The organism is Simplicispira sp., from assembly GCF_028687295.1.
GTDB lineage: Bacteria > Pseudomonadota > Gammaproteobacteria > Burkholderiales > Burkholderiaceae_C > Simplicispira > Simplicispira metamorpha.
This window is the reverse complement of the sequence record NZ_JAQUAL010000012.1, coordinates 14,266-41,226: the sequence shown is the minus strand read 5'-3', so window position 1 is coordinate 41,226 and position 26,961 is coordinate 14,266. Positions and strand designations below refer to the sequence as shown.

Here is a 26,961-nt window from a genome sequence, read left to right as displayed (position 1 = left end):
CCCCGGTTGCAGGCGATTCAAAAGGCGTCGGGCAAGGCGTCGCTGGCCGATGTGATCGTGCTGGCCGGGGTGGTGGGTGTGGAACAAGCTGCCCAGGCAGCGGGCGTGCCGGTAGAGGTGCCGTTTGCCCCGGGCCGCGTGGACGCCCGCCAAGACCAGACCGACATTGCCGCCTTTGCCGTGATGGAGCCCGTGGCCGATGGGCTGCGCAACTACCGCCGCGTGGCCAGCAGCACCAGCACCGAGGCGTTGCTGATCGACAAAGCCCAGCAACTCACCCTCACCGCGCCTGAACTGACGGTGCTGGTGGGCGGCCTGCGCGTGCTGGGCACCAACTACGACGGCAGTGCGCATGGTGTGCTTACCGACAAAGTGGGCGTGCTCAGCAACGACTTCTTCGTCAACCTGCTGGACATGGCCACCGTCTGGAAGCCCACCGACCCGACGCAGGAGCTGTTCGAGGGGCGCAATCGCAGCACCGGCGCCCTGAAGTACACGGCCACCCGCAGCGATCTGGTGTTTGGCTCCAACGCGGTACTGCGCGCCCTGGCCGAGGTCTATGCCAGCGCTGATGCGCGTGAGAAGTTGGTGCGCGACTTTGTCGCCGCCTGGAACAAGGTGATGAACCTGGATCGCTTCGATCTGGCGTGAACCGGCAGTGCCCGCGCCTTGGGCGCCGGGCATTCCCGCACCGGCCTGCCCTGCACAACGGGGTCAGGCCGGTGGCGTTTTCAGCTGCCTGCCACCAGCTTGTGTACCAGGTCGGCCGCTGTGGAGGCGCCGTATTTGCGCATCAGCCGGGCGCGGTAAATCTCTACGGTGCGGTGGCTGATGGCCAGGGCTTTGCCGATTTCTTTGGAGGTCATGCCTTCGAGCAGGCGCGCGGCCACTTCGCGCTCGCGCCCGGTCAGATCGGCCTTGACGGGGCGCTGTGCGCTCAGGTCTTCAAAGCTCCAGATGCCCGAGGCGTGCGGCGCCTCGCGGTTGAGCGCGCGGCCCGACACGTGGCACCAGAACACCTCGCCATTGAGGCGCTTCATGATGCGGCTGTCGGCGTAATAGCCCTTGGCGTTGAGGATAGGTGTCATGCGCGCGCCCAGGCGTTCGTACTCGTCGGCGCTGGGGTAGAGGATCTGGAAAGACTGGCCAATGAGCACCTCGCGCGAAGCCCCGAACATCTCGCAGACCTGGCGATTGCAGTCGATCATCGTGCGGTTGCGCGAGAGCACCAGGCCCACGGGCGCCATATCAAAAGCCAGCCGGTAATCAACATCCATAGCGCGTAGCGGTGCCGTAGTAGTGCAAATCTTTAGGGAATACTACGTAGCAGATTACGTAGTATCTTCACGATACCAAATTTCAAGGAGACTGTTGTGAACAAGGTGTTTCCCTCCGCAGCCGAGGCCCTGGCGGGCGTGGTTGCAGACGGCCAGCTGCTGGCTGTCGGTGGTTTCGGGTTGTGCGGTATCCCCGAAGCCCTGATCGATGCATTGCGCGACTCCGGGGTGAAAGACCTCACGGTGATCTCCAACAACGCGGGCGTGGACGGCTTTGGCCTGGGCAAGCTCCTGGAGACGCGCCAGATCAAGAAAATGATCTCCTCGTATGTGGGCGAGAACAAGGAGTTTGAGCGCCAGTACCTCGCGGGCGAACTGGAGCTGGAGTTCACGCCCCAGGGCACGCTGGCCGAGAAGCTGCGTGCGGGCGGTGCGGGCATTCCGGCCTTTTTCACCAAGACGGGTGTGGGCACCATCGTGGCCGAGGGCAAAGAGCTGCGCGAGTTCGATGGCGAAACCTACGTCATGGAGCGCGCGCTGGTGCCTGAGGTGTCGCTGGTCAAGGCGCACCGTGCGGACAAATCGGGCAACCTGCAGTTCCGCTTGACGGCGCGCAACTTCAACCCGGCAGCAGCCACGGCGGGCAAGGTCTGCATCGTGGAAGTGGAAGAAATCGTGGAAACCGGCGCCATCGCCCCCGACGACGTTCACCTGCCCGGTATTTACGTACACCGCATCGTGCACAACCCGACCCCCGAAAAGCGCATCGAAAAGCGCACCATCACCGCAACAGGAGCCTGAACCATGCCGTGGACCCAAGACCAAATGGCCGCCCGTGCGGCGCAAGAACTCGAAGACGGCTTCTACGTCAACCTGGGCATTGGCATCCCGACGCTGGTGGCCAACTTCACCGGCGACAAGGAAGTGTGGCTGCAGTCCGAGAACGGCATGCTGGGCATTGGCCCCTTTCCGACCGAAGACAAGGTGGATGCCGACCTGATCAACGCAGGAAAGCAGACCGTGACCACCATCCAGGGCTCGTCCATCTTCGGCTCTGACCAGAGCTTTGCCATGATCCGGGGCGGCAAAATCAACCTGTCCATTCTGGGCGCCATGCAGGTCAGCGAGAAGGGTGACCTGGCCAACTGGATGATCCCCGGCAAGATGGTCAAGGGCATGGGCGGTGCCATGGACTTGGTGGCGGGCGTCAAGCGCGTGATCGTGCTGATGGAGCATGTGGCGCGCAAAAAAGACGGCACCGAAGACATGAAAATCCTGCCCCAATGCACGCTGCCCCTGACGGGCGTGGGCGTGGTCGATCGCATCATCACCGACCTGGCCGTGATGGATGTCACGCCCCAGGGCCTGAAGGTGGTGGAGCTGGCGCCGGGCGTCACGTTCGAGGCCTTGCAGTCCAAAACCGGTGTCACGCTGCTGGCCTGAGCGCCACTGACCGCCACTGACCGTGTGGTGGCGCACCACACCCCTCCCAAGGACGCCGTGCAAGCGTCCTTTTTTGCGTGCTGTACGCGCTTGCCCTGCGGGCATGCCGGTGCTGCACCGCCCAGGTGCCATGCCGGGTGGGGCTGCACTGGGTTTTAGGGCGTGATGTTTCTCTTTGCACGGCATGACCGATACCTTCCCCGTCAGTATGGACAGTTTGGCTTTTCCAGAGCGTTTGCCTGAAAGCCCGCATTACCTGCGCGCTGTCACTGAACTGGCCCAGCGCCGTGCCGTGGTGGCCCAGGAGGCGATTTATGCCGAGGGCGGCATCAAACTGGTGGAAAAAGGTACCCGGATTGATGGCCGTCTGTACGACCGGCTGGTGCAGCACAAGCTGCGCGAACCCATTGACAGCCACCTGGCGGCAGAAGACACGATAGACCATGCGGTTTTGGTGGCCGCAGCCCGTGAGGTGGCCCGCGACTCGCCCCTGGGGCAGCTGCTGGGGCCTGCCCTGGGCACAGGCTTTGATCGCATGTGGGTGTCGCTGGCGCAGGTGCCCTTGCCCAGCACCATGGCCTTCAAGCTCACGGTGATGCGCGAACAGCGCCCCAAACTGTTCCAGCACAGCCTGGAGATGGTGATTGTGGCGATGTTTCTGGGCCTGCGCAGCGCCCTGAATGACAACGACTGCATCGCGCTCACTGCGGCGGCACTGCTGCACGATGTGGGGGTTTTGCACATGCCTCCCGCCTGGCGCGACCCGCAGCACAAATTCACCGGGGCCGACCGCAAGCAGCTGGTGGCCCATCCCATCACATCCATGCTGATGCTCCGCGCTGCGCAGGTTTATCCCCGTGAGGTAGAACTGGCCGTACTGGAACACCACGAGCGCATGGATGGCACCGGCTACCCGCGCGGGTTGCAGGGGGCCGATATTTCACCGCTGGGGCGCATCTTGCTGCTGGCCGAAGTGGTGACCGCCTTCTACGCCAAATACACCGAAGACCTGCCCGCGCAGCAACTGTCGCTGGCGCTGCGCCTGAACCACCGCAGGTTTCCGGCTGCATTGGTGGCCCATGTACTGCCGTTGCTGGGGCAGGCTGCGCCGCAAGATGCCGTGCTGCAACCCCTGGCCGCTGACGCGCCGCGCGCCATCGAAACCCTGGCGCGGGCTTTTGCCCATTGGGAAACGGCCAAAGTGGTGGCGCTGAGTCCAGACCCCGACCTCGATGGCCAGGGCATCATCACTTTTGTGGATGAGCGGCTGATGGCGCTGAAAAAAATCCTGGTCGAGGCCGGTGCCCACCCCGATCAGCAGCGCGAGATGCTGCCCCTGCTCCAGGACGATGCCGCCAGCCTGGCCGAGGTGGCCTTTGTCTGCCGCGAGGCCATGTGGCAGTTGCAGAACATCGCCAACTCCTGCCTGCGCCGCTGGCCCCTGACCACCGAGCGGCGCAACCCCATCGACGCTGCCGTGGCGCAGTGGTGCGATTGGGTGCTGGGCAAGTTGTAGCCGCTGCGCCAGCGCTACCCCAGCTTTCCGTTCACACCACGCCCTCAAACACCATCACCTCGACCACCTCGCCGCTTTGCACGCTGGCCTGGTCGTGGTGCAGCACGATCAGACCGTTGGCCTGCACCATCGAGCTGAGTACGCCCGAGCCCTGGTTGCCGGTGGTGCGCACTTGCAGCGTGCCGCCTTCGCCCACGCTGACCAGCCCACGCTGGTATTCGGTGCGCCCAGGTTTCTTGCGGATGGCCTGTGTGCTGACCGCGCGCAGCAGCGGTGGGGTGGGGTGGGTGCAGCCCATCATGCGCAGCAGGGCCGGGCGCACCAGGGCCAGAAACGTCACCATCACCGCCACCGGGTTGCCGGGCAGGCCAAACAGGATCGCCCCGTTGGGGGCTGATTCAGTATGATTTTGATAGCTGCTAGCGCCCACTGTGCGGGCGTTATAGCCTGATTTGGCTGTTATTTTGTTGCTGTCGATGCGGCCCACGGCCATGGGGCGGCCCGGGCGCATGGCGATGCGCCAGAAGGCCACGTCGCCCAGCGCTTTCATCATGGTGCGGGTGTGGTCAGCCTCGCCAACGCTGACGCCGCCGCTGGTGATGATGGCGTCGGCCTGCTGGGCGGCCTGGCAAAAAGCGGCCTCCAGCAGCGCGGGCTCGTCGCGCACCACACCCAGGTCAATCACCTCTGCGCCCAGGCGCGTGAGCAGGCCCAGCACGGTGTAGCGGTTGCTGTCGTACACGGCGCCTTCGCGCGGTGATTCGCCCAGGCTCAGGATTTCATCGCCGGTCGAGAAGTAGGCCACGCGCAGGCGCCGCTGCACCGCCACCGTGGGCAGGCCCAGGCTGGCCAGCAGCCCCAGCGCAGCGGGGGTGATGAGTGCGCCCCGGGCCAGCGCCACGCGGCCTTGCATCAGGTCTTCGCCGCGCAGACGGCGGTTGTCGCCGGGGCGCAGCACGTCGGCGGGGATGTGGATGTATTCGCTGGCGGTAGCGGTAGCGGTAGCCGTTGCGCTGGTGGTGGGGCTGGCACTGGTGGTGCCACCTGCGCGTTCGCCATCGCTGTGGGCGGCAGGCGCGCTGGCTGCTTGGGTGAATTCCTGCGGCACCACGGTGTCCAGCCCGGCGGGCATGACGGCGCCGGTCATGATCTTCACGCATTCACCGGCGGCCACGCGGCCTGTCCAGGCGGCGCCGGCCAGGGCTTTGCCTACTACGCGCAGCGTCAGCGGCGCGCCGGGCACCAGGGCGCTGCCGTCGAAGGCGTAGCCGTCCATGGCCGAGTTGTCGTGCGCGGGCACGTCCAGGGGCGACACCACATCGCCCGCCAGCACCCGGCCCAGGGCGTCACGCAGGGGCAGGGTTTCTGTGCCGGTGATGGGCTGCACCAGTTGCTGCAAAAACGCGCTGGCGCTGGCCACCGTGAGCGATTGCGGGTCGTAGCCTTGCAGGGCGGCGGCGATGTCGGCCAGGGTGGGCGCGGTGGGTGCGGCGCAGGGGGCGGTGGTCATTTCGGTCAGGGCGGTGGTGGGGGCGACGGTGGCAGCAGAGGCCGGGGCAGGGTCGGCGCTCATGCGGCTTGCTCCAGGCGGTGCAGTTCGGCGAGGGTGTTGGCGTTGCTGAAGGCGCGTGGGTCGTCACCGGGGGCGTCGAAGGGCACCAGCACGCAGCGGTGCTGGGCCGTCCAAGCGTCGATCTTCCGGCCACCGGCCTGGGTGAACTGCACCAGGCTCTCCAGCAAGTCCACGCGCAGCAGGGTGAACACGGGCTGTGCGCGCACGGCAGTGCCGCCGTGGCTGTCGTCCTCGGGGGCCGCTGCCATGGCGATGTCGGCCTGCTCGCACGCGGCGGCCTGGGCCAGGCGCGCGGCCAAGTCCAGCGGAAACAGCGGGGTGTCGCAGGGCACGGTGAGCAGCCAAGGGGTTTCGCAGCGCTCCAGCCCCGTCAAAAATCCTGCCAGCGGCCCGGCGCAGTCGGCCAGCACATCGGGCCAGACGGGGGCGCCAAATGCTTCGTAGGCGGCCAGGTTGCGGTTGGCGTTGACCATGGCGGCGCCCACCTGCATTTGCAGGCGCATCAGCGTGTGCAGCGCCAGCGGCAGGCCATGAAAATTTTGCAGGCCCTTGTCGACGCCGCCCATGCGCGCGCCACGCCCACCCGCCAGCACCAGGCCGGTGATGTCCTGGGTGTCAATCGTTGTCATGTTTATCCTCCGATGTAGCTCATCTCTATGCGCCGTGCGCCGCTGCCCACTTCGCCAGACAGGCTGGCGCGCAGCGCTGAGTAGCGGTCGGCGCGGCCTTGCCAGATGGCGGCAATGGCGCTGGCCAGGGCTTCGTCGCTGGCACCGCCGCGCAGCAGGGCGCGCAGGTCGTAGCCCTGGCCCGCGAACAGGCACAGGTACATCCGGCCCTCGGTGGAGAGGCGCGCGCGGTTGCACTCGTGGCAGAACGCCTGCGTCACGCTGCTGATGAGGCCGATCTCGCCCAGCGTGGCATCGTGCTGGCCGCTGGCGTTGGCCCAGCCCCAGCGCTGGGCGGTTTCGCCAGGGGCGCTGGGCTCCAGCGGCACCAGGGGGAGCTGTTCTTGCAGGCGTGCGATGACCTGCGCCGAGGGCAGCACCTCGTCCATCCGCCAGCCGTTGGTGGCGCCCACGTCCATGTATTCAATAAAGCGCAGCGCAATGCCGGTGCCACGAAAGTGCTGGGCCATGGGCACAATTTCGTGGTCGTTGGTGCCGCGCTTGACCACCATGTTGACCTTGAGCCCGTGCAATCCTGCCTCTTGCGCCGCCGCAATGCCCGCCAACACATCGGCCACCGGAAAGTCCACATCGTTCATGTGCCGGAATACGGCATCGTCCAGCGCGTCCAGGCTGACGGTGACGCGGGTCAGGCCCGCCTCTTTCAGGGCATGGGCCTTGCGCGCTAGCAGGGCGCCGTTGGTGGTCAGCGTCAGCTCCGGGGGTGTGCCATCGACGGTGCGCAGCTGGGCCAGCTGCGCAATCAGCGCCTCGATGTTTTTGCGCAGCAGCGGCTCGCCGCCGGTGAGGCGGATTTTGCGCACCCCGTGGGCCAGAAACTGCTGCGCCAGCCGGGTGATTTCTTCAAAACTCAGCAGTGCGCTGTGTGGCAGGTAGGGATAGTCCTTGCCAAACACGTCCTTGGGCATGCAGTAGCTGCAGCGGAAGTTGCAGCGGTCGGTCACGCTGATGCGCAGGTCGCGCAAGGGCCGCCCGCGCGTGTCGGTCAGCAGGCCGCTGGGCGGCTGCACTGGCGCGCTGGGCAGGGATGCCGCGTGGCGCTGGTCGGTCAGGGGGATAACGCGGGGTTCAGCCATGGCTGCGGTTTGTCTGCATGGCCGGCATTCTCATTCAAGCCAGCGCACGTTTTGCAAGACTTCGGCAAAGAAGCTGCGCAGGCTCAGGGTGCTCATGCTGTAGGGGTCGAACTCAGCGGCGCCCGAGTATTTCAGGAACAGTTGGCGGTTGGTGTCCAGCGAGGGCAGCAGCCCCATGGCCCAGCCGGTGAACTGGCGGTGCGTGATCTCGGACAAATCCAGGATGGCCGTGTCGCGGTGGCGCGTGTCTTTGAGGATGCGGTGGTACAGCGCATTGACCACCGTGCGGTCGCCTTCGAGCTGTTGCAGGAAGATGCCATTGTTCAGGCACAGCGCCCCGGTCACGCCCAGGCGGGCGTTGTTGCGCTGCGAGGCGCCCAGAATGTCCTTGATATCGGCGGGCCCCAGGGCGTGGGAGCAGCGGCTGGCGTAAGTCAGTTGTATCAGCATGTCGGGCGTCGATAAAAAAACGGCAGTGTGTCATGTTCCCGGCAGCGCAGTCAGGCTGGCCCCCAGTAGCCCCCACAGCACGGCGTACACACGGCGGCAGGCGTTGACTTGAGTCATAACGCAGCAGGGGCTGGGGTTTGAGAATGGCCGCTCACACTTTGCCATGACCACGGAGCCTGCACCCATGCTTTCCATTTCTCCCCTGGGGGCGCACCACGCCCGGCGCCGCACACTGCTGCAACTTTCTGCGGCTGCACTGCTGTGCCACAGCAGTGGGGCGGCGTGGGCCCAGTCAACCCCCGTCACCAGTTTGCAAATGCACCGGGCAGCCCGGTTTCGTGCCCTGTCGCAGCGCATCGCCAAAGCCTATTGCCAGGCTTTTCTGAACGTGCAGCCTGAAGACGCTGCGATGGCCATGGTCTCGTCCCGGCAACTGTTGCGTGCGGGGCTGCAAGAACTGGGCAAACAACCCTGGCCCGATGCGCTGGCCCGCCCACTGGCCCAGGTGCGCCAGTTCAGCGAGGGCCTGGATACCGCGCTGCCCATGCCGCCCACCCGGCAGTCTGTGGCAGATGCTGCCGTGCAGGCCGACAAAATGCTCCAGTCCGCTGACGCCGTGGCCGATGGCTTGCAGAAAATCGCCCCCTTCAGCACCGACAAACTGGTCAGTACCGCAGGCCAGCAGCGCATGCTGTCGCAGCGGCTGGCCAAAAATTACTTTCTGGCCGCTGCTGGATTGGAGAGCAAAGACCTGCGTGAACAGCGCACTGCCGACGCGGCTGAATTCAAGCGTGGCCTGGCCAGCCTGGCCGCCTCCACGGTGAGCAACACCACCATCCGCAGCGAAATGACCGCTGGTGAAATGCAGTGGATGTTTTTGGAGGCTGCCCTGGCCCGCGAACCTGATTTGCGCGGCCTGCGTGCCGTGGCCAGCACCAGCGAGCGCCTGCTCGGCATCATGGACAACCTGGCGCTGCAATACGAAGTCGCCCTCAAAGACCTGCGCAGCTGAGCCCGCAGCCGGGGCAGTAGCCCCTGGCCGGCGCGGACAAGGGGGCGCGCCGTAAAATGGCCGCTTCCCCCCACACCCCATTTTCATGAACGCCCCTGTTGACGTTTCCTTTTTCGCGCGCGCCGCCAAACCCTTGAGCAGCTACCGCCCCTACTGGGCCAAGCGCTTTGGCACGGCGCCGTTCCTGCCGATGAGCCGTGCCGAAATGGAGCAGCTCGGTTGGGACAGCTGCGACATCGTGCTGGTCACGGGCGACGCCTATGTCGATCACCCCAGCTTTGGCATGGCCGTGATTGGCCGGGTGCTCGAAGCCCAGGGCTTTCGCGTGGGCATCATCGCCCAGCCCGACTGGCACAGCGCCGATGCCTTCAAGGCGCTGGGCAAGCCCAATTTGTTCTGGGGTGTGACGGCGGGGAACATGGACTCCATGATCAACCGCTACACGGCGGACCGCAAAATCCGCAGTGACGACGCCTACACCCCCGGCGATATCGGCGGCAAGCGCCCCGACCGCGCCGCCATCGTCTACAGCCAGCGCTGCCGCGAAGCCTACAAAGACGTGCCCATCGTGCTCGGCGGCATCGAAGGCAGCCTGCGCCGCATCGCCCACTACGACTACTGGAGCGACAAGGTGCGCCGCAGCATCGTCGTCGATGCCAAGTGCGATCTGCTGCTGTACGGCAACGCCGAACGCGCGCTGGTGGAGGTGGCCCACCGCATCGCCGCGCGCGAACCCGTCGAGAGCATCACCGACGTGCGCGGCACCGCCTTTGTGCGCCGCGCCTCCGAGGACGGCTGGTTCGAGATCGATTCCACCAGCGTCGATGAGCCGGGCCGCGTCGAGGCGCACATCAACCCCTACCTGACCACCAGCGAGCAAGCCAGCGCCCAGGGCAGTCGCTGCGAGCCAGACGGTGCGCCCGCCAGCGCCCCTGAAAATACTCCTGATTTGATAGCTGATAGCGCATATCCAGCGGGCGTTACAGGCCAAAAACACCTTAAATCTTCTGAGGCCGTGGCCCAGCCCATGGCCTTTGTCGCCAACCCGGCGCTCAAGGCCCGCCTCAAGGCGCCGCCGCGTGACAAGAGCGTGATCCGCCTGCCCAGCTACGAGCAGGTCAAGTCGGATGCCGTGCTCTACGCCCACGCCAACCGCGTGCTGCACCTGGAGACCAACCCCGGCAACGCCCGTGCGCTGGTGCAGGCCCACGGCGAGGGTGCAACCGCCCGCGATGTCTGGATCAACCCGCCGCCCATCCCTTTGAGCACCGCCGAGATGGACTATGTGTTTGACCTGCCCTACGCCCGCAGCCCGCACCCCGCGTATGCCGACGAGCACGGCAGCCATGATGGCGCCACCAAAATCCCGGCCTGGGAGATGATCCGCTTTTCCGTGAACATCATGCGCGGCTGCTTTGGCGGCTGCACCTTCTGCTCGATTACCGAGCACGAGGGCCGCATCATCCAGAGCCGATCGGAAGACTCGATCATTCACGAGATTGAAGACATCCGCGACAAGGTCAAGGGCTTTACCGGCACCATCTCCGACCTGGGCGGGCCCACGGCCAACATGTACCGCCTGGGCTGCAAGACGCCCGAAATCGAGGCCGCCTGCCGCAAACCCAGCTGCGTGTTCCCCAGCATCTGCCAGAACCTGACCACCAACCACGACCCGCTGATCAAAATTTACCGCCGGGGCCGCGCGCTCAAGGGCATCAAAAAAATTCTGATTGGCTCGGGGCTGCGCTACGACCTGGCCGTCAAATCGCCCGAATACGTCAAAGAGCTGGTGCAGCACCACGTCGGCGGCTACCTGAAGATCGCCCCCGAGCACACCGAGAGCGGCCCGCTGGACAAAATGATGAAGCCCGGCATTGGCAGCTACGACCGCTTCAAGCAGATGTTCGAGAAGTTCAGCGAAGAGGTGGGCAAGAAGCAGTTTTTGATTCCGTACTTCATCGCCGCCCACCCCGGCACCAGCGATGAAGACATGATGAATCTGGCCATCTGGTTGAAGAAGAACGGTTTTCGGGCCGACCAGGTGCAGACCTTCTACCCCAGTCCCATGGCCACGGCCACGGCCATGTACCACAGCAACAAGAACCCGTTGCGCAAGGTCACGCGCCAGAGCGAGGTGGTGGACATCGTGCGCGGCGACAAGCGCCGTCGCCTGCACAAGGCGTTTTTGCGCTACCACGACCCGAACAACTGGCCGCTCTTGCGCGATGCGCTCAAAGCCATGGGCCGCGCTGACCTGATCGGCAACGGCAAGCACCACCTGATTCCGACCTTCCAGCCGCTCACGGACGGCAGCTACCAGAGTGCGCGGCGTACCAATTCCACGCCAGGCGCCAAAACCCGGCCCGGCACGCCGCAGCCGGGCCGTGTCCTGACGCAGCACACCGGCCTGCCGCCGCGCGCTACAGGGGCTGGCAAACCCCGCAGCGCGGGCGGTGCCCGTGGCCCTGCTGGCCCGGCAGGCGCTGGTTACCAGGCAAAAAAAGGGATTTCCAAATAGACCTTGCCTGCGCGCGCACCGCAGCGAGTCCATACACGCCTGGCAAACAAAAAGCCCCGCTCCTGTGGGGGAGGGGGCTTTTCTTGCGCCTCAACTGCGCGCAGGCGACATCGCAGTGATTCAGACCTTGTCCAGCGCCTGGGCCAGGTCGGCTTGCAGGTCGTTGATGTGCTCAATGCCCACCGACAGGCGCACCATGTTTTCGCTCACGCCGGCCTTGGCGAGTTCCTCGGGGTTGAGCTGGCGGTGCGTGGTCGATGCCGGGTGCGTGGCCAGCGATTTGGCATCGCCAATGTTGACCAGGCGTGTGAACAGCGCCAGCGCGTCCAGGAAGCGCGCACCGGCAGCGCGCGGGTCGGCGTCGCTGGTTTTCAGGCCGAAGCTCAAAATGCCCGACGCCTTGCCGCCCAGCTGGCGCTGCACCAGCGCGTGGTCGGGGTGGTCGGGCAAACCGGCGTAGCGCACCCATTCGACCTTGGGGTGCTTTTGCAGGTAGTGGGCCAGCGCCAGCGTGTTGTCGCAGATGCGGTCCATGCGCAGGGGCAGGGTTTCGATGCCTTGCAGCGTGACCCAGGCGTTGAAGGGCGACAGCGCCGCGCCCATGTTGCGCAGCGGCACCACGCGGGCGCGCCCAATGAAGGCGGCGGCGCCCAACGCCTCGGTATAGACCACGCCGTGGTAGCTCACATCGGGCTCGTTGAGGCGCTTGAAGCGCTCTTTGTGCTCGGCCCACGGGAATTTGCCGCTATCGACAATGGCGCCACCCACGCTGGTGCCGTGGCCGCCCAAGTACTTGGTCAGCGAATGCACCACGATGTCGGCGCCGTGCTCGATGGGGCGCAGCAGGTAGGGGCTGGGCACGGTGTTATCGACAATCAGCGGCACGCCATGCGCGTGGGCCACGTCGGCCAGGGCACGGATGTCGGTCACGTTGCCCAGCGGGTTGCCAATCGATTCGATAAAGATGGCTTTGGTGCGCGCATCAATGTGCTGGGCAAAGCTGGCCGGGTCGCGCGGATCGGCAAAGCGTACTTCGATGCCTTGCTGCGGGAAGGTGTGGGCAAACAGGTTGTAGGTGCCGCCATACAGCGTGCTGGCGCTGACGATGTTGTCACCGGCCTCGGCAATGGTCTGGATGGCTGCCGTAATGGCCGCCATGCCCGAGGCCACGGCCAGCGCGGCCACGCCGCCCTCCAGGGCCGCCACGCGCTTTTCCAGCACGTCGGTGGTCGGGTTCATGATGCGCGTGTAGATGTTGCCCGCCACCTTCAGGTCGAACAGGTCGGCGCCGTGCTGGGCGCTGTCAAACGCGTAGGCCACCGTCTGGTACAGCGGCACGGCGGCAGACTTGGTGGTGGGGTCGGGTGTGTAGCCGCCATGGACGGCCAGGGTTTCGATGTGCATGGATGGGTGTCCCTTGGTGTGTAAGTGTGGCAAGGCCCCGCACGGGTGCAGGGCCTGGGTGCATTGTGCATGGCACACCGGGCGGGCCTTGCAAATCGTTTGTCATGTGCTTATGTGCTGCTGCGCACGCGGGCGCTCAGCGGCGGTGCGGCGGGGGCGGCTCGTCCATGGCGATGGCGGCAGGCTGGCGGTTGCGGCGCCAGGCTTTTTCCAGTTCCACTGCCACATACACCACCAGCGCCGCGCCCAGGCAGATGGCCAGCTCGCCCAGGCTCAGGGGCGCGGTCTTGAAGATGGGGTTGAGCCAGGGCACGTAAATGGTGGCCATTTGCAGCAAGAAGGTCAGCAGCACGGCGTAGAGCAGCGGCTGGTTGCTGCGCAGGCCCAGGCGCCACAGCGGCTCGCTCTCGGAGCGAATGGCCACCACATGGGCCATTTGCGCCAGCGTCAGCACCGTGAACACCATGGTCTGCCAGTGGGCGTTGTCACTGGCAATGGCCCAGGCCTGCACGCCCAGGCACAGCCCGGAAATCAGCAGCCCCATGAACAAAATGTGCTGCCACATGCCGTGGGCGAACAGGCTCTCGCCGGGCGCGCGCGGCGGGCGTTGCATGATGCCGCGCTCGGCGGGTTCGGCGGCCAGCGCCAGGCCGGGCAGGCCGTCGGTTACCAGATTGACCCACAGGATGTGGATGGGCAACAGCGGAATGGGCAGCAGCAACAGCGGCGCCAGGAAGATCGTCCAGATCTCGCCCGAGTTGCCGGTCATGGAGTAGCGCACAAACTTGCGGATGTTGTCGTAAATGCGCCGCCCCTCTTTGACGGCGGCCACGATGGTGGCGAAGTTGTCGTCCAGCAAGACCAGGCTGGACGCCTCGCGTGCCACGTCGGTGCCGCCCTGGCCCATAGCCACGCCGATGTCGGCGCGCTTCAAGGCCGGGGCATCGTTCACGCCGTCGCCGGTCATGGCAACGAAGTGGCCCTGCGCTTGCAGCGCCTCGACGATGCGGATTTTTTGCGCCGGATCGACGCGTGCGTACACCCGCACCCGCTCTACCTGCTGGGCCAGCGTGGCGGTGTCCAGCGCGGTCAGGTCGGTGCCGGTGAGCACAGGGGCGTCCAGGCTATCGACAATGCCCAGCCGGTGGGCAATGGCGCGCGCGGTGGCCGGGTGGTCGCCGGTGATCATCACCGGCACGATGCCGGCGCTGATGCAGTCGCGCACGGCGGCCAGGGCCTCGGGGCGGGGTGGGTCGATGAGGGCGATCAGGCCCAGCAGTTCAAGCTCGCTCTCGACGGCGTCGATGGCGTTGGTGTCGGGCAGGCGCGTGTGCTGGCGCCGGGCCAGGGCCAGCACACGCAGGCCTTGCGCGGCCAGCTGGTCGGCGCTGGCCAGCACGGCGGGCCTGTCCAGCGGCGCGCTGCCGCCTGCCGTCCACTGCGCGGTGCAGCGGGGCAGCACCGATTCGGGCGCGCCCTTGGTGTAGGCGACAAAGCCATCGCCTTGCGGGTGGAAGGTGGTCATGCGCTTACGGTCGGAGTCAAAAGGCTGCTCTTGCACGCGCGGGTGGGCGGCATCGAGCTGCGTTTTGTCCAGACCACCGGCGTGGGCGGCCAGCACCAGGGCCGTTTCGGTGGGGTCGCCCAGCCAGGCGCCGGGCACATCGCCGTCGCCGTTTTGGTGGCGTGCGTCGTTGCACAGGGAGGCTGCGCGCAGGGTCTCACAGTGGATGGCGCTGGGCAGCGCATCGCCCGGTGTCCAGCGCTGGCCGTGCGCCAGCAGCAGTTCGGCGTGCATGCGGTTTTGCGTCAGCGTGCCGGTTTTGTCGGAGCAGATGTGGGTGACGGAGCCCAGCGTTTCTACCGACGGCAGGCGCCGCACCAGCGCGTTGATGGCCACCATGCGCCGCGCGCCCAGCGCCAGCAGCACCGTGACTACGGCGGGCATGGCCTCGGGGATGGCGGCCACGGCCAGGCTGATGGCGGTGAGCGCCATCAAGAGCGGCGCCTCGCCGCGCAGCACGCCCACCACAAACACGATGGCGCAAATGGCCAGCACGGCCAGCGCCAGCCGCTTGCCAAAGGCCGCCAGGCGCCGTTGCAGCGGGGTGGTGCGGTCGCCCGTATCGAGCAGCGTGGCCACCTTGCCCAGCTCGGTGCGCATGCCGGTGGCCACCACCAGGCCGCGTGCGCGCCCGTGCGTGGCCGTGGTGCCTTTGAAGGCCATGTTCAGGCGGTCGCCCAGTGCGCTGTGGCCAGCGCCCGCCAGGGTGCCCGATTGCTTGGTCACCGTGACCGATTCACCCGTGAGCGCCGATTCATCCACCTGCAGCTGCGCAATCTCGATCAGGCGCAGGTCGGCGGGTATCTGGTTGCCCGCCTCCAGCAGCACGATGTCGCCGGGCACCAGTGTGCTGGCGGGCACCACCTGGGCCTCGCCTGCGCGCAGCACGGTGGCGTGTGCCGCCGCCAGCTGGCGCAGCGCGGCCATGGCCTGGTCGGCGCGCCAGGCCTGCATAAAGCCAATCACGGCATTGAGCACCACGATGACGAGGATGACGAGGGTGTCCGTCAGCTCGCCCACCAGCCCCGCCACCACGGCTGCGCCCAGCAGCACCAGCACCATGAAGTCCTTGAACTGGTCGGCCAGCAGGCCCGGCCAGCTGCGGCCCTGGGTGCTGGTCAGCTCGTTGGCGCCGTGCTGCGCGGCGCGGCGCTGGGCTTCGTCGGCGCTCAGGCCGTGGTCGGGGTTGACGGCGTGCTGCTGCGCCAGGGCATCGGCATCTTGCAAGTGCCAGTCGCTGCGGTGGGGTGGGGGCGCTGGAGTGGGCTGCATAGATGCTGACGTTTTAAGTATAAAAAGTGCCTCTGAGGCCCGTGCAGTGGGCGCAACCAGCTATCAAATTGATAACGTCAGGGACGCTGCGGCGTGCTGGGGCGCGTGCGGTAAAACTGCATGGGCTGGGCCTGCATGTCTTTGTGGTGCTGGTTCAGCACCGAGCGCTTGATCTTGCCCACCACGTGCATTTCGCAGGGTTTGCAGTCAAAACGCAAGGTGAGTTTTTCTTTGCCGTTGATGAGGTGCAGCGGCTCGGCCTTGATGGTGCCTTTGACGCCGATCACGCCCTTGGCCTGTTTGGGGCACAGGCTCAAAGAATAGCGCACGCAGTGCTTGGTGATCATCAGGCTGACTTCGCCTTCTTCTTCCTGGCTTTCGTAGGCGGCGGCAATCACCTGCACGCCGTGGCGGGCGTAAAAGTCGCGCGCCTTGTGGTTGAAGACGTTGGCCAGGTAGGTCAGGGTGTCGTCGGGGTAGGGCGTGGGCGGCTGCACGGGCTGGGCGCGCGGCAGGCGCTGCAAGCCTGCGGCGCGCGCGGCCTCCAGCGCGGCCACGGCGTCGCGGCGCAGGGTGTTGAGCGCCGAGGCGGGCACAAACCACGGCTGCGACCATTGCACGCTGGTGTCTATGGCGTCAAAAATCGTGGCGCCCAGGCGGCCCAGTTGCTCGCGCAGCGCGGCCTCGGCCCGGGCAGCATCGCTGGCCGCTTGCAGCGGCTGCTGCAGCTGGGCCTGCGCGCTGAAGCCGTCCTCGTCGGTCAGGGTCAGTTGCAGGCCCTGGGCGCCGGGCAGCTCGGACAATTGCAGCCAGACGCCGATGCGCCGTTCGCTGGACTTTTTGTCCAGCGTGCGCACCCAGTCCATGTCGCGGTTGCGGTTGATCTCCACGCCTTTGCGCAGGTCTTTGAACCCGGCCATCGGGTCTTTGGGGAACACGCGCCACTGGCCCACGCTGCGCGCGGATGCGGGCTCGGCCCGGTTGATTTGCAGGCCCACCAGCTCTTTTTGCAGGTTGTAGTAGCACAGGCCGTCGCCGTTGTGCAGCACGGTGGCGCTGTCGCTCACTTCCAGTTCGACAAAATCGGCGCCCACCTGCGTGACCCAGCCAATGGCCTGGCCGGGGTTTTTGGGCGTGTCAAAGGCGCCGATATCGTCTTTGCGGCCATTGACGAAGTAATCGGTGAACTCGCGGTTGAAGTTTTGCAGCGGGTCGGGCGTGAAGGTAAAGCGCGTCTGGCCGCTCGACGCCCGCGCCAGCGGGCTGCCCGAGAACTCGCCTTGTTCGATGATCTCGTCCAGCAGCGTGCGGTAGTGGGCCGTGATGTTCTTCACATAGGCCATGTCCTTGTAGCGCCCTTCAATCTTGAAGCTGCGCACGCCCGCCGCAATCAGGGCGCGCAGGTTGTCGCTCTGGTTGTTGTCTTTCATGCTCAGCACATGCTTGTCGTGCGCCACAAAGCGGCCCGTGTCGTCCATGACCTGGTAGGGCAGGCGGCAGGCCTGGCTGCAGTCGCCCCGGTTGGCACTGCGGCCCGTGTGGGCATGGCTGATGAAGCACTGGCCGCTGTAGGCCACGCACAGCGCGCCGTGGATGAAAAACTCGATGTTGCAGCGCGCGGGGTCGGTGGCGGCGCGGATGGCGGCAATCTGCTCCACCGTCAGCTCGCGCGCCAGCACGATTTGGCTCAGGCCCGCGTCTTGCAGAAAGCGGGCTTTTTCTGGCGTGCGGATATCGGTCTGCGTGCTGGCGTGCAGCTGGATGGGCGGCAAATCGAGTTCGAGCAGGCCCATGTCCTGGATGATGAGGGCGTCGGCCCCGGCGTTATAGACCTGCCAGGCCATTTGCCGGGCGCCTTCGAGTTCATCGTCGCGCAGGATGGTGTTGAGGGTGACGAAGATGCGGCTGCGAAAGCGGTGGGCGTGGGCAATCAGGCGCTCCAGGTCGCGCAGATCGTTGCCGGCGCTGGTGCGTGCGCCAAAGGCGGGGCCACCGATATAGACGGCGTCGGCGCCGTGGTTGACCGCTTCAATGCCGATGTCGGCATCGCGCGCAGGAGAGAGGAGTTCGAGTTGGTGGGGCAGCAAAGACATGGGGGCAATTATCCGTTGCGGTGCAGCAATTCCCCTGGTGTGCGGTGGCCATCGAAGTTATTTGGCCAATAGGGGTGGTGGGCGCGATAGCATCGGGCCAATGAGTCCAGTGCAGTCAATGACAAAAAAAAAGGTCGAAGGCGCCATCGCTTTTGCTGACCGAGAAAAGACTTTCAGGATGCCTTTGTTTCGCCCTGGCACGGTCGTCATGCGGGGCAAAAGCCGCTACACCGTCAGCTACGTGATGGTGCGCCGGGGGGAGTTGTGGGTGTACCTTGCGGGTAAAGATGTACCCGTGCGCTCGGACAGTTTGCAGGTGGAGCCCACGATTTTCTCTACCGTGCGCCAACCAGAGCCCCGGTTGTTGTAGCGCACCCCGGCGCTGGAGGCGCTACAGCGGCAGGGCGTTGCGGATCAGGCCCACGGCTACGCCCTCGATGGCAAAAGTCTCGTCGTGGGCCACCACGATGGGCGGGTAGTCGGGGTTTTCGGCCAGCAGTTGCACGCCTTGCGCCGTGCGCCGGAACCGCTTGACGGTGACTTCATCGTTCAGCCGCGCCACCACAATCTGGCCATTGCGTGCCTCGGGGGTGGCTTGCACTGCCAGCAGGTCGCCATCCATGATGCCCGCATCGCGCATCGACACGCCGCGCACCTTGAGCAAATAGTCGGGCTTGTGCTGGAACAGGCTGCTCTCCACACAATAGGTTTGTGTGACGTGCTCCTGCGCCAGAATGGGCGACCCGGCTGCCACCCGGCCAATCAGCGGCAGCACCAGTTGCGAGGTGCCCGCCAGCGGCAGGTTCAGGGCCGTGCCCTGGGCGGCGTGCAGGGCGCGCACCGCACTGCCGCACAGGCGAATGCCGCGCGAGGTGCCACTGACCAGCTCGATCACGCCTTTGCGGGCCAGCGCTTGCAGGTGTTCTTCGGCGGCGTTGGCCGATTTGAAGCCCATTTCAGCGGCAATTTCAGCGCGCGTGGGCGGCGCGCCCGTGTGGCGGATGGCGCTCTGGATCAAATCCAGAACTTGCTGTTGTCGGGCAGTGAGCTTGGCAGGCGTGGGCATGGCGGGTGGGTGCAAATGCGCAAAGGTGGGTAGGGGCAGACAGAGGCTGTATGTTAGTCCAGTGGCTGTGCTTTTACACAGTTTGAAAGGGGGGCGAAATGGATTCAGGAACCGTGGTCATTCTGGGCACTGGCGGCACGATTGCGGGCACCGCAGGCAGCGCCCACGACCATATCGGTTACAGCGCCGCGCAGGTGGGCGTGCAGGCGCTGGTGCAGGGCGTGGCCAGCCTGGCCGATGCGGGTGTGCCGCTGGTAGGCGAGCAGGTAGCGCAAATCGACAGCAAAGACATGGACTTTGCCGTCTGGCAGGCCCTGGCCCTGCGCTGCCAGCAGCTGCTGGACGATGCGCAGGTGCGCGCCATTGTCATCACGCACGGCACCGATACGCTGGAAGAAACCGCCTGGCTGCTGCACTGCGTGCTGGACGCCGCCCGCAAGCCCGTGGTGCTGACCTGTGCCATGCGCCCGGCCACGGCCCTGGTGCCCGACGGGCCGCAAAACCTGCTCGATGCGATGGCTGTGGCCACCACGCCCGGCGCCTGCGGTGTGCTGGTGGTGTGTGCGGGCGAAGTGCATGGTGCGCGCCAGGTGCAAAAAATCCACCCGTACCGGCTGCACGCCTTCAGCTCGGGCGAGAGTGGCCCGCTGGGCTGGGTGGAAGCTGGCCACCTGCGCTGGGCAGATAATTTCATGCCAAATCAGCCTCCAGGCCATGCCAGTAAAGCGCAAGCAGCTCTTGAAAAGATAGCGTCTGGCGCCCCGTGGCCGCGCGTGGAAGTGCTGCTGAGCTACGCCGGGGCCAGCGGCACCACGGTGGATGCGCTCGCTCAAAGTGGTGTGCAGGGGCTGGTGATCGCCGCCACGGGCAACGGCACGCTGCACCACACCCTGCACGCGGCCCTGCTGCGCGCCCAGGCCGCTGGCGTGGTGGTGTGGGTTGCCACCCGCTGCCCCTTGGGCCAGGTGCTGGAGCAGCCGGGCAGTGCCTTTGCCAGCGCGCAGGGCCTGAGCCCGGTCAAGGCCCGCATCAGCCTGATGCTGGCGTTGATGGGCGCCGCCCCCGTGTCGGTGTAGACCGTTTTTACCCTGCGTTGCCATAGCCGCATGGGCGGGTGTCGTTGGCACACTTGGCGCGCGCGAAAACGCTCCAGGCCATTGCCCGGCGCTTGCTGCGTGGCAGCGCAGCGTGTCAAAGCGGCGTGCCCCATGCAAAACGCCCCGCCAGCGGCTGCTGCGGGGCGTTGTTTTCAGGGCCTGGCCCTGGTGCGGTGCCGGGGTATCAGCCTGCCAGCGCGGCCATGGCGCGGGCCGTGATTTCTTCCACCGTGCCGGTGCCGCTGATGGCGCGGTACTTGGGTGCGTTGACCGCATCTTGCGCCGCCCAGTTGGCGTAGTAATCGACCAGCGGACGGGTTTGCGCGCTGTACACGTCCAGGCGTTTTTTGACGGTTTCTTCCTTGTCGTCCTCGCGCTGCACCAGGTCTTCGCCGGTCACGTCGTCTTTGCCAGCCACTTTGGGCGGGTTGAAGGTGACGTGGTAAGTGCGGCCGCTGGCGGGGTGTGAGCGGCGACCGCTCATGCGCTCGATGATGGCGTCGAAGGGCACGTCGATTTCGAGCACGTAGTCGAGCTTGACACCGGCGGCCTTCATGGCGTCGGCCTGCGGAATGGTGCGTGGGAAGCCGTCAAACAAGAAGCCCTGGGCACAGTCGGGCTGGGCGATGCGCTCTTTGACCAGGTTGATGATCAGGTCGTCGCTGACCAGACCGCCAGCGTCCATCACGGCCTTGGCTTGCAGGCCCAGTGGCGTGCCCGCTTTGACGGCGGCGCGCAGCATGTCGCCCGTGGAGATTTGCGGGATGCCGTACTTCTGGCAGATGAAGGTGGCTTGCGTGCCCTTTCCAGCGCCGGGGGCGCCGAGGAGAATCAGTTTCATGGGAGTCCTCTAAGTGATGAAATCGGCAGGCACCACTGGCCGGGTTGGCAACCCTGGGCGCGGCGCTCTAGTGAGTTTTCAAGGATAGCACGCGATTTTTTGCCACAGCTTACACAGGTGACAGTTGGTAAAAATGGGCGTTCAGGCCAGCAAAGCGCGCACGCGCTCCAGGTCTTCGGGGGTGTCCACGCCGGGGCCGGGCGCGCTGGCGCTTTGGTACACGGCGATGCGGTGGCCGTGCCACAGGGCGCGCAGTTGCTCCAGCGCCTCGATGGCTTCGGTGGGCGCTTGCGCCAGGGTGGGGAACTGGCGCAAAAAACCAGCGCGGTAGCTGTAAATGCCGATGTGGCGCAGTGGTGCAAAGCCTGCCAGCGCCGCCACGCCGGGCTGGGCCTGGGCGGCAGCGCCATCCCACCAGCTGCTGCCAGCGTGGTCGCGGGCGCATGGAATGGGGGCGCGGCTGAAGTAGCTGGCCAAGCCGCGTGCATCGCACACCACCTTGACCACGTTGGGGTTGGTGTAGTCGGTCAGGCTAGCGATGGGGTGGGCGGCGGTGCCCATGCTGGCTTCGGGGTGGGCATGGAGCAGCGCGGCCACGGCGGCGATGAGCGCGGGGTCGATCAGCGGCTCATCGCCCTGCACGTTGACCACGATGTCGTCGCCATCGAGCCCGAGCAGCGTGCAGGCTTCGGCCAGGCGGTCACTGCCGCTGGGGTGGGTGTCGCGCGTGTTCATGGCTTCGATGCCGTGCTGGCGGCAGGCGTGCAGGATGCGCGCGTCGTCGGCAGCCACGATGGTGCGCAGGGCACCGCTTTGCGCTGCGCGCCGGGCCACGTGCACCACCATGGGCACACCGGCAATGTCGGCCAGGGGCTTGTTGGGCAGGCGGCTGGAGGCCATGCGGGCCGGAATCAGCACGGTGAAGGGTGTGGGCGCTGGTGTAGTGAATGGGGCGGCTGCGGGGGCGGCCCAAGGCGCTGGCGCGGGTTCGCTGGTGGCCACGGAGGTGCTGGCGCTGATGGGCGCAGGGACGGGCGTGGCGCTGGGCATGGCGCTCACTGCTCCAGCTCGTCGTCGGTCAGGGTGCGGGCTTCGTCTTCGAGCAGCACCGGAATGCCGTCGCGCACCGGGTAGGCCAGGCGGGCGCTGCGCGAGATCAGTTCCTGGTGTTCGCGGTCGTAGGTGAGCGGGCCCTTGGTGACGGGGCAGACCAGCAGTTCAAGCAGTTTGGGATCCATGGTGGGGCGGTGGTGAAGGGTTTTCAGGGGGGCGATGATAGGCGGCGCGGGAGCCGGGCGTCCAGCGCGGCGAAGAAACCGGCGGCTATGCGCACTTGCAGTGGCACGGCCAGCGCGTCGGGGTGGTGGCGCCAGAGCTTGGCGGCATCTTTTTCAGTGCAAATCAGGGTGTAGCCCTTATCGGATGGGCGCTTCCAGCTATCAAAATCGAAGTGATCGGGCAGGGCCTGGGTGGCGGCCAGCGTGAGGTGGCGGGCGCGCAGCATGGCAAAAAAGTCATCGGGCCGGGCAATGGCGGCCACGGCCAGCAGGGGCTGCTGGCGCAGGTCGTGCAGCGCCACCCGCGTGCCATCCTGGCGCACGGCGTGGTCGGCCAGCTGGCGCTGCAAGGCAAAGGCGGGGGCGCTGCTGTGGGGCGGGGCGGCGCCGTGGTCTGGGCGGGGCGCAGCGTTGGGCGCCAGGCCTGGCGCAGTGGCGTTGGGCGCGGTGCCGGATGCGGCAGCGCCATCGGGCGTGGCGGGCGCGTTGGTGCTGTACACCACCAGATCGACCGGGCGCGGCCACGGCTCGCGCAAAGGCCCGGCGGGCAGCAAAAAACCGTTGCCAATGCCCTGGTCGTTGAAGACGCAAATATCGATGTCGCGTGCCAGCGGCCAGTGCTGCAAGCCGTCGTCGCAGACCAGCACATCGGTGTCGGGGTGCTGGGCCAGCAGGGCGCGCGCGGCATCCATGCGCCGGGCGGCCACCACCACGGGCACGGCGCAGCTGCGGGCGATCAGGGCGGGCTCGTCGCCCACTTCGCTGGCCGGGCTGTCGGGCAGCACGGCGCGGCAGTCGTGCGTGCTGCGGCCATAGCCGCGCGAGATCACACCCGGGCGCCAGCCCTGCGCCTGCAAATGCCGCACCACGGCCATCACCACGGGGGTTTTGCCCGCGCCCCCGGCAATCACGTTGCCGACCACGATGGTGGGCACGCCCGCGTGCTGCGCGCGCCGCAGGCCGCTGCGGTACAGCCAGCGGCGCAAGGCGCTCAGCGCGCCATACAGCTGTGACAGTGGCCACAGCGCCCAGGCCAGCGGCCCGCGCTGGCGCCAGGCGCGCTGCACGGCGGCGTGCGCCCGTGCCTGAAAAGAAGGGGAAGAGGGCGGCTGCGGTGCGGCAGCCATGCCAGGGCTTACGGTGCGCCAGCGCCCGCGCGGGCGGACGACTGGGTGGCAAAGGTGATCTGCGTCAGGCCCACGCGGCGCGCGGCCTCCATCACGGTGATGACCGACTGGTGCGGCGCACTGGCATCGGCGCTGATGATGATGACCTGGCCTGCTGCGCCCGACTGGGCGGCTTTGGCCAGTGCCTGGGCCATGGGCTCGACGCCTTTGCCATCGACGGTGGCTTTGTTGACGGCATAGCGGCCATCGGCGCCCACGGCCACGATGATTTCCAAGGGGCGGTCGCGCTGCTGCTCGGTGTCGGCCACGGGCAGCGTCAGTTGCATTTCGGTGAACTTGCTGTAGGTGGTGGTCAGCATCAGGAAGATGAGGATCACCAGCAACACGTCGATGAACGGGATCAGGTTGATCTCGGGCTCATCTTTTTTGCGCGGGCTGAAGTTCATGGGCGCCTCGGCATCATTTGCGCAGTTGCAGCAGGTGGCGGGCAAAGCGGTCGGCTGACAGCTCCAGCGTGAGCAGGTAGGCATCGACGCGGCTGCGGAAATAGCGCCAGAAAATCAGCGCCGGAATGGCCACGATCAGACCAAACGCGGTGTTGTACAGCGCAATCGAGATGCCGTGCGCCAGCTGCGCCGGGTTGCCCCCGCCCATGGCCTGACCGATGCCGCCGCCGCCCGCCTGCGAGCCGAAAATCTCGATCATGCCGATGACGGTGCCCAGCAGGCCCAGCAGCGGCGCCGCCGAGGCAATGGTGGCCAGGGCGCTGAGGTATTTTTCCAGGCGGTGCGCCACGCTGCGGCCAGCGCCTTCCATGGAGGCGCGCAGGTCGGCCTCGCTGCACTTGGGGTTTTGCTGCAATGCGCGCAGGCCGCTGGCCAGCACCTCGCCCAGGGCGGAGTTTTGCGCCAGCTGGCCCACTACATCGGGGCCAGGCACGGTGCTGGAGGAGACAGTGATGGCTTCATCGAGTAATTTGGCTGGGGCGACGCGTGCAGTCCGGAGGGCTGCAAAGCGCTCCAGAATCAGCGCCAGCGCCAGAACGGAGCAGGCAATCAAGGGCCAGATGGGCCAGCCTGCGGCTTGTATGATCGACAACAATTCTCTCTCCGCTCGGGTAAGGAAAGCGGCGATTATGGCCCAGCTTGCTGGGGCTTTTGCGTTGCAGCAAAGCCGCCAGCGGGCGCTGGCGCACCGTGCGGGCACCGGCTATGCCGCTCTGGCTGCCCCAGGCGGGCGCGGCCCGCGACCCGCGTTCTTCGGGCGCATTGGCGCCGCCTGGCCAGCGCCGGCTGACTGCCTGTTTCATCCACAAAATCTGTGGATAACTTTGTGGAAAACCCCGTGTACAAAGCCTGCCAACCAGCGCCAATGCGTGCAAATGACAGATTGATGAAAATTTAATCACAAAAATTCTTATATAAATCAATGACTTGCACGTATTTGCTGGGTTTGGCGGGGGTGTTTTGTGGCGTTTTCCATAGGCTGGGGCGCGCCGTGGCACTGTGGAGTAATGCACCGCACCATGGCTGAGCCCGATTCCATCACCCCGAACGTCCCGACCGACAGTGCCCCCCGCATTTGGGCCGTGGGCGCCTTGTGTCTGGCCGTGGCCGATGTTTTGCAGGCGCGCTTCAACCCGGTAGCCGTGCGCGGCGAAATCACCGGGTTTTCGCGCGCGGCCAGCGGGCATTGCTACTTCACGCTGAAAGACGCGCAGGGCCAGATCCGCTGCGCCATGTTCAAGCGCGCCGCCAGTGCGCTGGCCTTTGCCCCGCGCGATGGCGAGCTGGTGGAGCTGCGCGGTCGCCTGGGCGTGTATGAGCAGCGCGGCGATTTGCAGCTCATCGTGGACAGCATGCAGCGCGCCGGGCAGGGCGCCTGGTTTGAGCAGTTTCTGCGGCTCAAGGCGCAATTGCAGGCCGAGGGCCTGTTTGACGCCGAGCGCAAGCGCCCCCTGCCGCTGATGCCGCGCGGCATCGGGCTGGTGACTTCGCCGGGTGCGGCGGCACTGCACGATGTGGTGGTGGCGCTGCGCCGGCGCGTGCCGCACATCCCGGTGGTGCTGGTGCCCGCGCTGGTGCAGGGTGCGGGTGCGCCCGCATTGCTGTGCGAGGCGCTATCAAAACTGTATCTGCTAGCGCAGGCTGGGCAAGGGCCAGAGGCCGATTTGACCAAAAATCCGCCCATCGACGTCATCATGCTGGTGCGCGGTGGCGGCTCCATGGAAGACCTGTGGGCCTTCAACGACGAGCAGTTGGCCCGCACCATTGTGCAAAGCCCGGTGCCACTGGTGTGCGGCGTGGGCCACGAAACGGATTTCACCATCGCTGATTTTTGTGCCGACCTGCGCGCGCCCACGCCCACCGCCGCTGCCGAGCTGGTGGCACAGCCGCGCGAGGTCTGGCTGGGGGCGCTGGGCCTGTTGGCCGGGCGTTTGCAGAACGGCGTACAGCGCCAGCTGGAGCAGCGTGCCCAGCGGTTGGACCAGGCCAGCGCACGTCTGGGGCGGCCCTCGGGCCTGGTGGCGGCGCAGCACCAGCGCCTGGCGCAACTGGCCCAGCGCATGCGCCAGGCCGTGCTATTGAAATTGCAGCTGCTCGCGCACACCCAGAAAGCCCTGGAGGCCGATTTGCCTCTCAAAATCCAGCGCAGCCTGGCCCAGCGCCAACAGCGCCTGGAGCGCGCGGCGCTGCGCCTGCAACTGCTCGATCCGCGCCTGGTGCTGCAACGCGGCTACGCCCTGCTCACCGATACCGAGGGCGCCGTCGTCAGCAGCGTGCGCCAGGCCCCGCCGGGCGCTGCCCTGCGCGCCACGCTGGCCGATGGGGTGGTCGATGTCAGCGTGGTGCAGCCGCGCCTGCTGTAGTGCTGTGCCAAGGCCCAGCGGTCGCTGCTTGCCGTGCAGCGCGGGGGTTCGCCAGCCCCAGGCAGCACAGGTTGATTGATCTTTCTACAATGCCAGCTCTTGCGTGCCCGGTGGCCTTGTCGCCGGGCAATCCTGATATTTCAACCCCAAGGAACCACGATGGAACATACCCTGCCCGCGCTGCCCTACGCCATTGACGCTCTGGCCCCCCACTACAGCCAGGAAACCCTGGAGTACCACCACGGCAAGCACCACAACGCCTACGTGGTCAACCTGAACAACCTGCAAAAGGGCACCGAATTCGAGGCCATGACCCTCGAAGAGATCATCAAAAAGTCCAGCGGCGGCATCTACAACAACGCTGCGCAAATCTGGAACCACACCTTCTTCTGGAACTGCATGGCCCCCCAAGGCGGCGGCGAGCCCACCGGCGCGCTGGCTGAGGCCATCAACGCCAAGTTCGGCTCCTACGCTGCGTTCAAGGAAGCGTTTGTCAAGAGCGCCGTGGGCAACTTCGGCTCGGGTTGGACATGGCTGGTGAAGAAGGCCGACGGCAGCGTCGATATCGTCAACACCGGCGCCGCTGGCACGCCCCTGACCACCGCCGACAAGGCCCTGCTGACGGTGGACGTGTGGGAACACGCCTACTACATCGACTACCGCAACATGCGTCCCAAGTTTGTCGAGACGTTCCTGGACAAGCTGGTGAACTGGAAGTTTGCTGAAGCCAACTTCGCCTGATAGCAGGCGCTGTAGCGCTGCCATCTCCCCAAAACGGCCTTCGGGCCGTTTTTTTG

At 66.2% G+C, this 26,961-nt stretch carries 25 protein-coding genes; 10 read left to right on the top strand and 15 right to left on the bottom strand.

Features of this window, described 5'->3' with window-relative positions:
• Nucleotides 1-651: peroxidase family protein (locus tag PHX69_RS02930; protein WP_353852399.1), on the top strand; the 651-nt coding region annotated here is incomplete at its 5' end.
• Between the two features lie 80 nt (nt 652-731).
• On the opposite strand, the gene PHX69_RS02925 is transcribed toward PHX69_RS02930, so the two are convergent.
• Complete coding sequence (locus PHX69_RS02925) at nt 732-1,277, bottom strand: PAS and helix-turn-helix domain-containing protein (RefSeq protein ID WP_288042300.1); 546 nt, start codon at nt 1,275-1,277, stop codon at nt 732-734.
• 96 nt (nt 1,278-1,373) lie between these two features.
• Here PHX69_RS02925 and PHX69_RS02920 point away from each other — a divergent pair, with 96 nt between their 5' ends.
• From PHX69_RS02920 to PHX69_RS02910, 3 genes are all read left to right on the top strand, one after another.
• Nucleotides 1,374-2,078, top strand: coding sequence for a CoA transferase subunit A (locus PHX69_RS02920; protein ID WP_119012227.1), 705 nt, complete (start codon nt 1,374-1,376; stop codon nt 2,076-2,078).
• Nucleotides 2,079-2,081: 3 nt separating this feature from the next.
• On the top strand, nt 2,082-2,720 hold the full coding sequence (locus PHX69_RS02915; RefSeq protein ID WP_288042299.1) for a 3-oxoacid CoA-transferase subunit B: 639 nt from the start codon (nt 2,082-2,084) through the stop codon (nt 2,718-2,720).
• Between the two features lie 184 nt (nt 2,721-2,904).
• The gene (locus tag PHX69_RS02910; RefSeq protein ID WP_288042298.1) at nt 2,905-4,236 is read left to right on the top strand and encodes an HD-GYP domain-containing protein; all 1,332 of its coding nucleotides are present in this window, start codon (nt 2,905-2,907) and stop codon (nt 4,234-4,236) included.
• 31 nt (nt 4,237-4,267) lie between these two features.
• Here PHX69_RS02910 and moeA read toward each other — a convergent pair whose 3' ends face one another.
• Genes moeA through PHX69_RS02890 form a run of 4 tightly spaced genes read right to left on the bottom strand, consistent with a single transcriptional unit; the run spans nt 4,268 to nt 8,024 of the window.
• Complete coding sequence (gene moeA / locus PHX69_RS02905; protein WP_288042301.1) at nt 4,268-5,746, bottom strand: molybdopterin molybdotransferase MoeA; 1,479 nt, start codon at nt 5,744-5,746, stop codon at nt 4,268-4,270.
• 59 nt (nt 5,747-5,805) lie between these two features.
• Nucleotides 5,806-6,438, bottom strand: coding sequence for a molybdenum cofactor guanylyltransferase MobA (gene mobA / locus PHX69_RS02900; RefSeq protein WP_288042297.1), 633 nt, complete (start codon nt 6,436-6,438; stop codon nt 5,806-5,808).
• A 2-nt stretch (nt 6,439-6,440) separates the two neighbouring features.
• The gene (moaA, locus tag PHX69_RS02895) at nt 6,441-7,574 is read right to left on the bottom strand and encodes a GTP 3',8-cyclase MoaA (protein ID WP_288042296.1); all 1,134 of its coding nucleotides are present in this window, start codon (nt 7,572-7,574) and stop codon (nt 6,441-6,443) included.
• A 30-nt stretch (nt 7,575-7,604) separates the two neighbouring features.
• Nucleotides 7,605-8,024, bottom strand: a complete 420-nt coding sequence (locus tag PHX69_RS02890; protein ID WP_119012231.1) for a BLUF domain-containing protein — start codon at nt 8,022-8,024, stop codon at nt 7,605-7,607.
• A gap of 184 nt (nt 8,025-8,208) precedes the next feature.
• Here PHX69_RS02890 and PHX69_RS02885 point away from each other — a divergent pair, with 184 nt between their 5' ends.
• Nucleotides 8,209-9,036 carry a type IV pili methyl-accepting chemotaxis transducer N-terminal domain-containing protein gene (locus PHX69_RS02885; protein ID WP_288042295.1) on the top strand — a complete coding sequence of 276 codons (828 nt, stop codon included), beginning with the start codon at nt 8,209-8,211 and terminating at the stop codon, nt 9,034-9,036.
• An 85-nt stretch (nt 9,037-9,121) separates the two neighbouring features.
• The gene (locus tag PHX69_RS02880; RefSeq protein WP_288042294.1) at nt 9,122-11,554 is read left to right on the top strand and encodes a YgiQ family radical SAM protein; all 2,433 of its coding nucleotides are present in this window, start codon (nt 9,122-9,124) and stop codon (nt 11,552-11,554) included.
• Between the two features lie 120 nt (nt 11,555-11,674).
• On the opposite strand, the gene PHX69_RS02875 is transcribed toward PHX69_RS02880, so the two are convergent.
• The 3 genes from PHX69_RS02875 to PHX69_RS02865 form a co-directional block, all read right to left on the bottom strand.
• Nucleotides 11,675-12,958 carry an O-acetylhomoserine aminocarboxypropyltransferase/cysteine synthase family protein gene (locus PHX69_RS02875; protein ID WP_119012233.1) on the bottom strand — a complete coding sequence of 428 codons (1,284 nt, stop codon included), beginning with the start codon at nt 12,956-12,958 and terminating at the stop codon, nt 11,675-11,677.
• A gap of 136 nt (nt 12,959-13,094) precedes the next feature.
• Nucleotides 13,095-15,794 carry a cation-translocating P-type ATPase gene (locus PHX69_RS02870; RefSeq protein WP_288042293.1) on the bottom strand — a complete coding sequence of 900 codons (2,700 nt, stop codon included), beginning with the start codon at nt 15,792-15,794 and terminating at the stop codon, nt 13,095-13,097.
• A 77-nt stretch (nt 15,795-15,871) separates the two neighbouring features.
• Nucleotides 15,872-17,887, bottom strand: a complete 2,016-nt coding sequence (locus PHX69_RS02865) for a peptidase U32 family protein (RefSeq protein ID WP_119012235.1) — start codon at nt 17,885-17,887, stop codon at nt 15,872-15,874.
• 178 nt (nt 17,888-18,065) lie between these two features.
• Here PHX69_RS02865 and PHX69_RS02860 point away from each other — a divergent pair, with 178 nt between their 5' ends.
• Nucleotides 18,066-18,257, top strand: a complete 192-nt coding sequence (locus PHX69_RS02860) for a hypothetical protein (RefSeq protein WP_241524876.1) — start codon at nt 18,066-18,068, stop codon at nt 18,255-18,257.
• Nucleotides 18,258-18,278: 21 nt separating this feature from the next.
• On the opposite strand, the gene lexA is transcribed toward PHX69_RS02860, so the two are convergent.
• Complete coding sequence (lexA, locus tag PHX69_RS02855) at nt 18,279-18,953, bottom strand: transcriptional repressor LexA (protein ID WP_288042292.1); 675 nt, start codon at nt 18,951-18,953, stop codon at nt 18,279-18,281.
• A gap of 98 nt (nt 18,954-19,051) precedes the next feature.
• On the opposite strand from lexA, the gene PHX69_RS02850 reads away from it, so the two are divergent.
• The gene (locus PHX69_RS02850; RefSeq protein WP_288042291.1) at nt 19,052-20,029 is read left to right on the top strand and encodes an asparaginase; all 978 of its coding nucleotides are present in this window, start codon (nt 19,052-19,054) and stop codon (nt 20,027-20,029) included.
• Nucleotides 20,030-20,234: 205 nt separating this feature from the next.
• Here the strand turns inward: PHX69_RS02850 and adk are convergent, their stop codons facing one another.
• The 6 genes from adk to PHX69_RS02820 form a co-directional block, all read right to left on the bottom strand.
• A complete protein-coding gene (gene adk / locus PHX69_RS02845) occupies nt 20,235-20,891 on the bottom strand; it encodes an adenylate kinase (RefSeq protein WP_119012238.1) in 657 nt (218 codons plus the stop codon).
• A gap of 141 nt (nt 20,892-21,032) precedes the next feature.
• Entirely contained in the window at nt 21,033-21,941 is a 909-nt protein-coding gene (gene kdsB / locus PHX69_RS02840) for a 3-deoxy-manno-octulosonate cytidylyltransferase (RefSeq protein WP_502958462.1), read from the bottom strand.
• A gap of 5 nt (nt 21,942-21,946) precedes the next feature.
• On the bottom strand, nt 21,947-22,129 hold the full coding sequence (locus tag PHX69_RS02835) for a Trm112 family protein (RefSeq protein WP_119012240.1): 183 nt from the start codon (nt 22,127-22,129) through the stop codon (nt 21,947-21,949).
• Nucleotides 22,130-22,152: 23 nt separating this feature from the next.
• Entirely contained in the window at nt 22,153-23,295 is a 1,143-nt protein-coding gene (lpxK, locus tag PHX69_RS02830) for a tetraacyldisaccharide 4'-kinase (protein WP_288042289.1), read from the bottom strand.
• Nucleotides 23,296-23,303: 8 nt separating this feature from the next.
• Complete coding sequence (locus tag PHX69_RS02825) at nt 23,304-23,741, bottom strand: ExbD/TolR family protein (RefSeq protein WP_119012242.1); 438 nt, start codon at nt 23,739-23,741, stop codon at nt 23,304-23,306.
• Nucleotides 23,742-23,754: 13 nt separating this feature from the next.
• Nucleotides 23,755-24,396 (bottom strand): MotA/TolQ/ExbB proton channel family protein, encoded by a 642-nt coding sequence (locus tag PHX69_RS02820; protein ID WP_119012243.1) that lies wholly within the window; start codon nt 24,394-24,396, stop codon nt 23,755-23,757.
• Nucleotides 24,397-24,820: 424 nt separating this feature from the next.
• On the opposite strand from PHX69_RS02820, the gene xseA reads away from it, so the two are divergent.
• Both xseA and PHX69_RS02810 read left to right on the top strand, forming a co-directional pair.
• Nucleotides 24,821-26,164, top strand: coding sequence for an exodeoxyribonuclease VII large subunit (gene xseA / locus PHX69_RS02815; RefSeq protein ID WP_288042288.1), 1,344 nt, complete (start codon nt 24,821-24,823; stop codon nt 26,162-26,164).
• 159 nt (nt 26,165-26,323) lie between these two features.
• Complete coding sequence (locus tag PHX69_RS02810; RefSeq protein ID WP_288042287.1) at nt 26,324-26,905, top strand: Fe-Mn family superoxide dismutase; 582 nt, start codon at nt 26,324-26,326, stop codon at nt 26,903-26,905.
• Nucleotides 26,906-26,961: the final 56 nt, after the last annotated feature.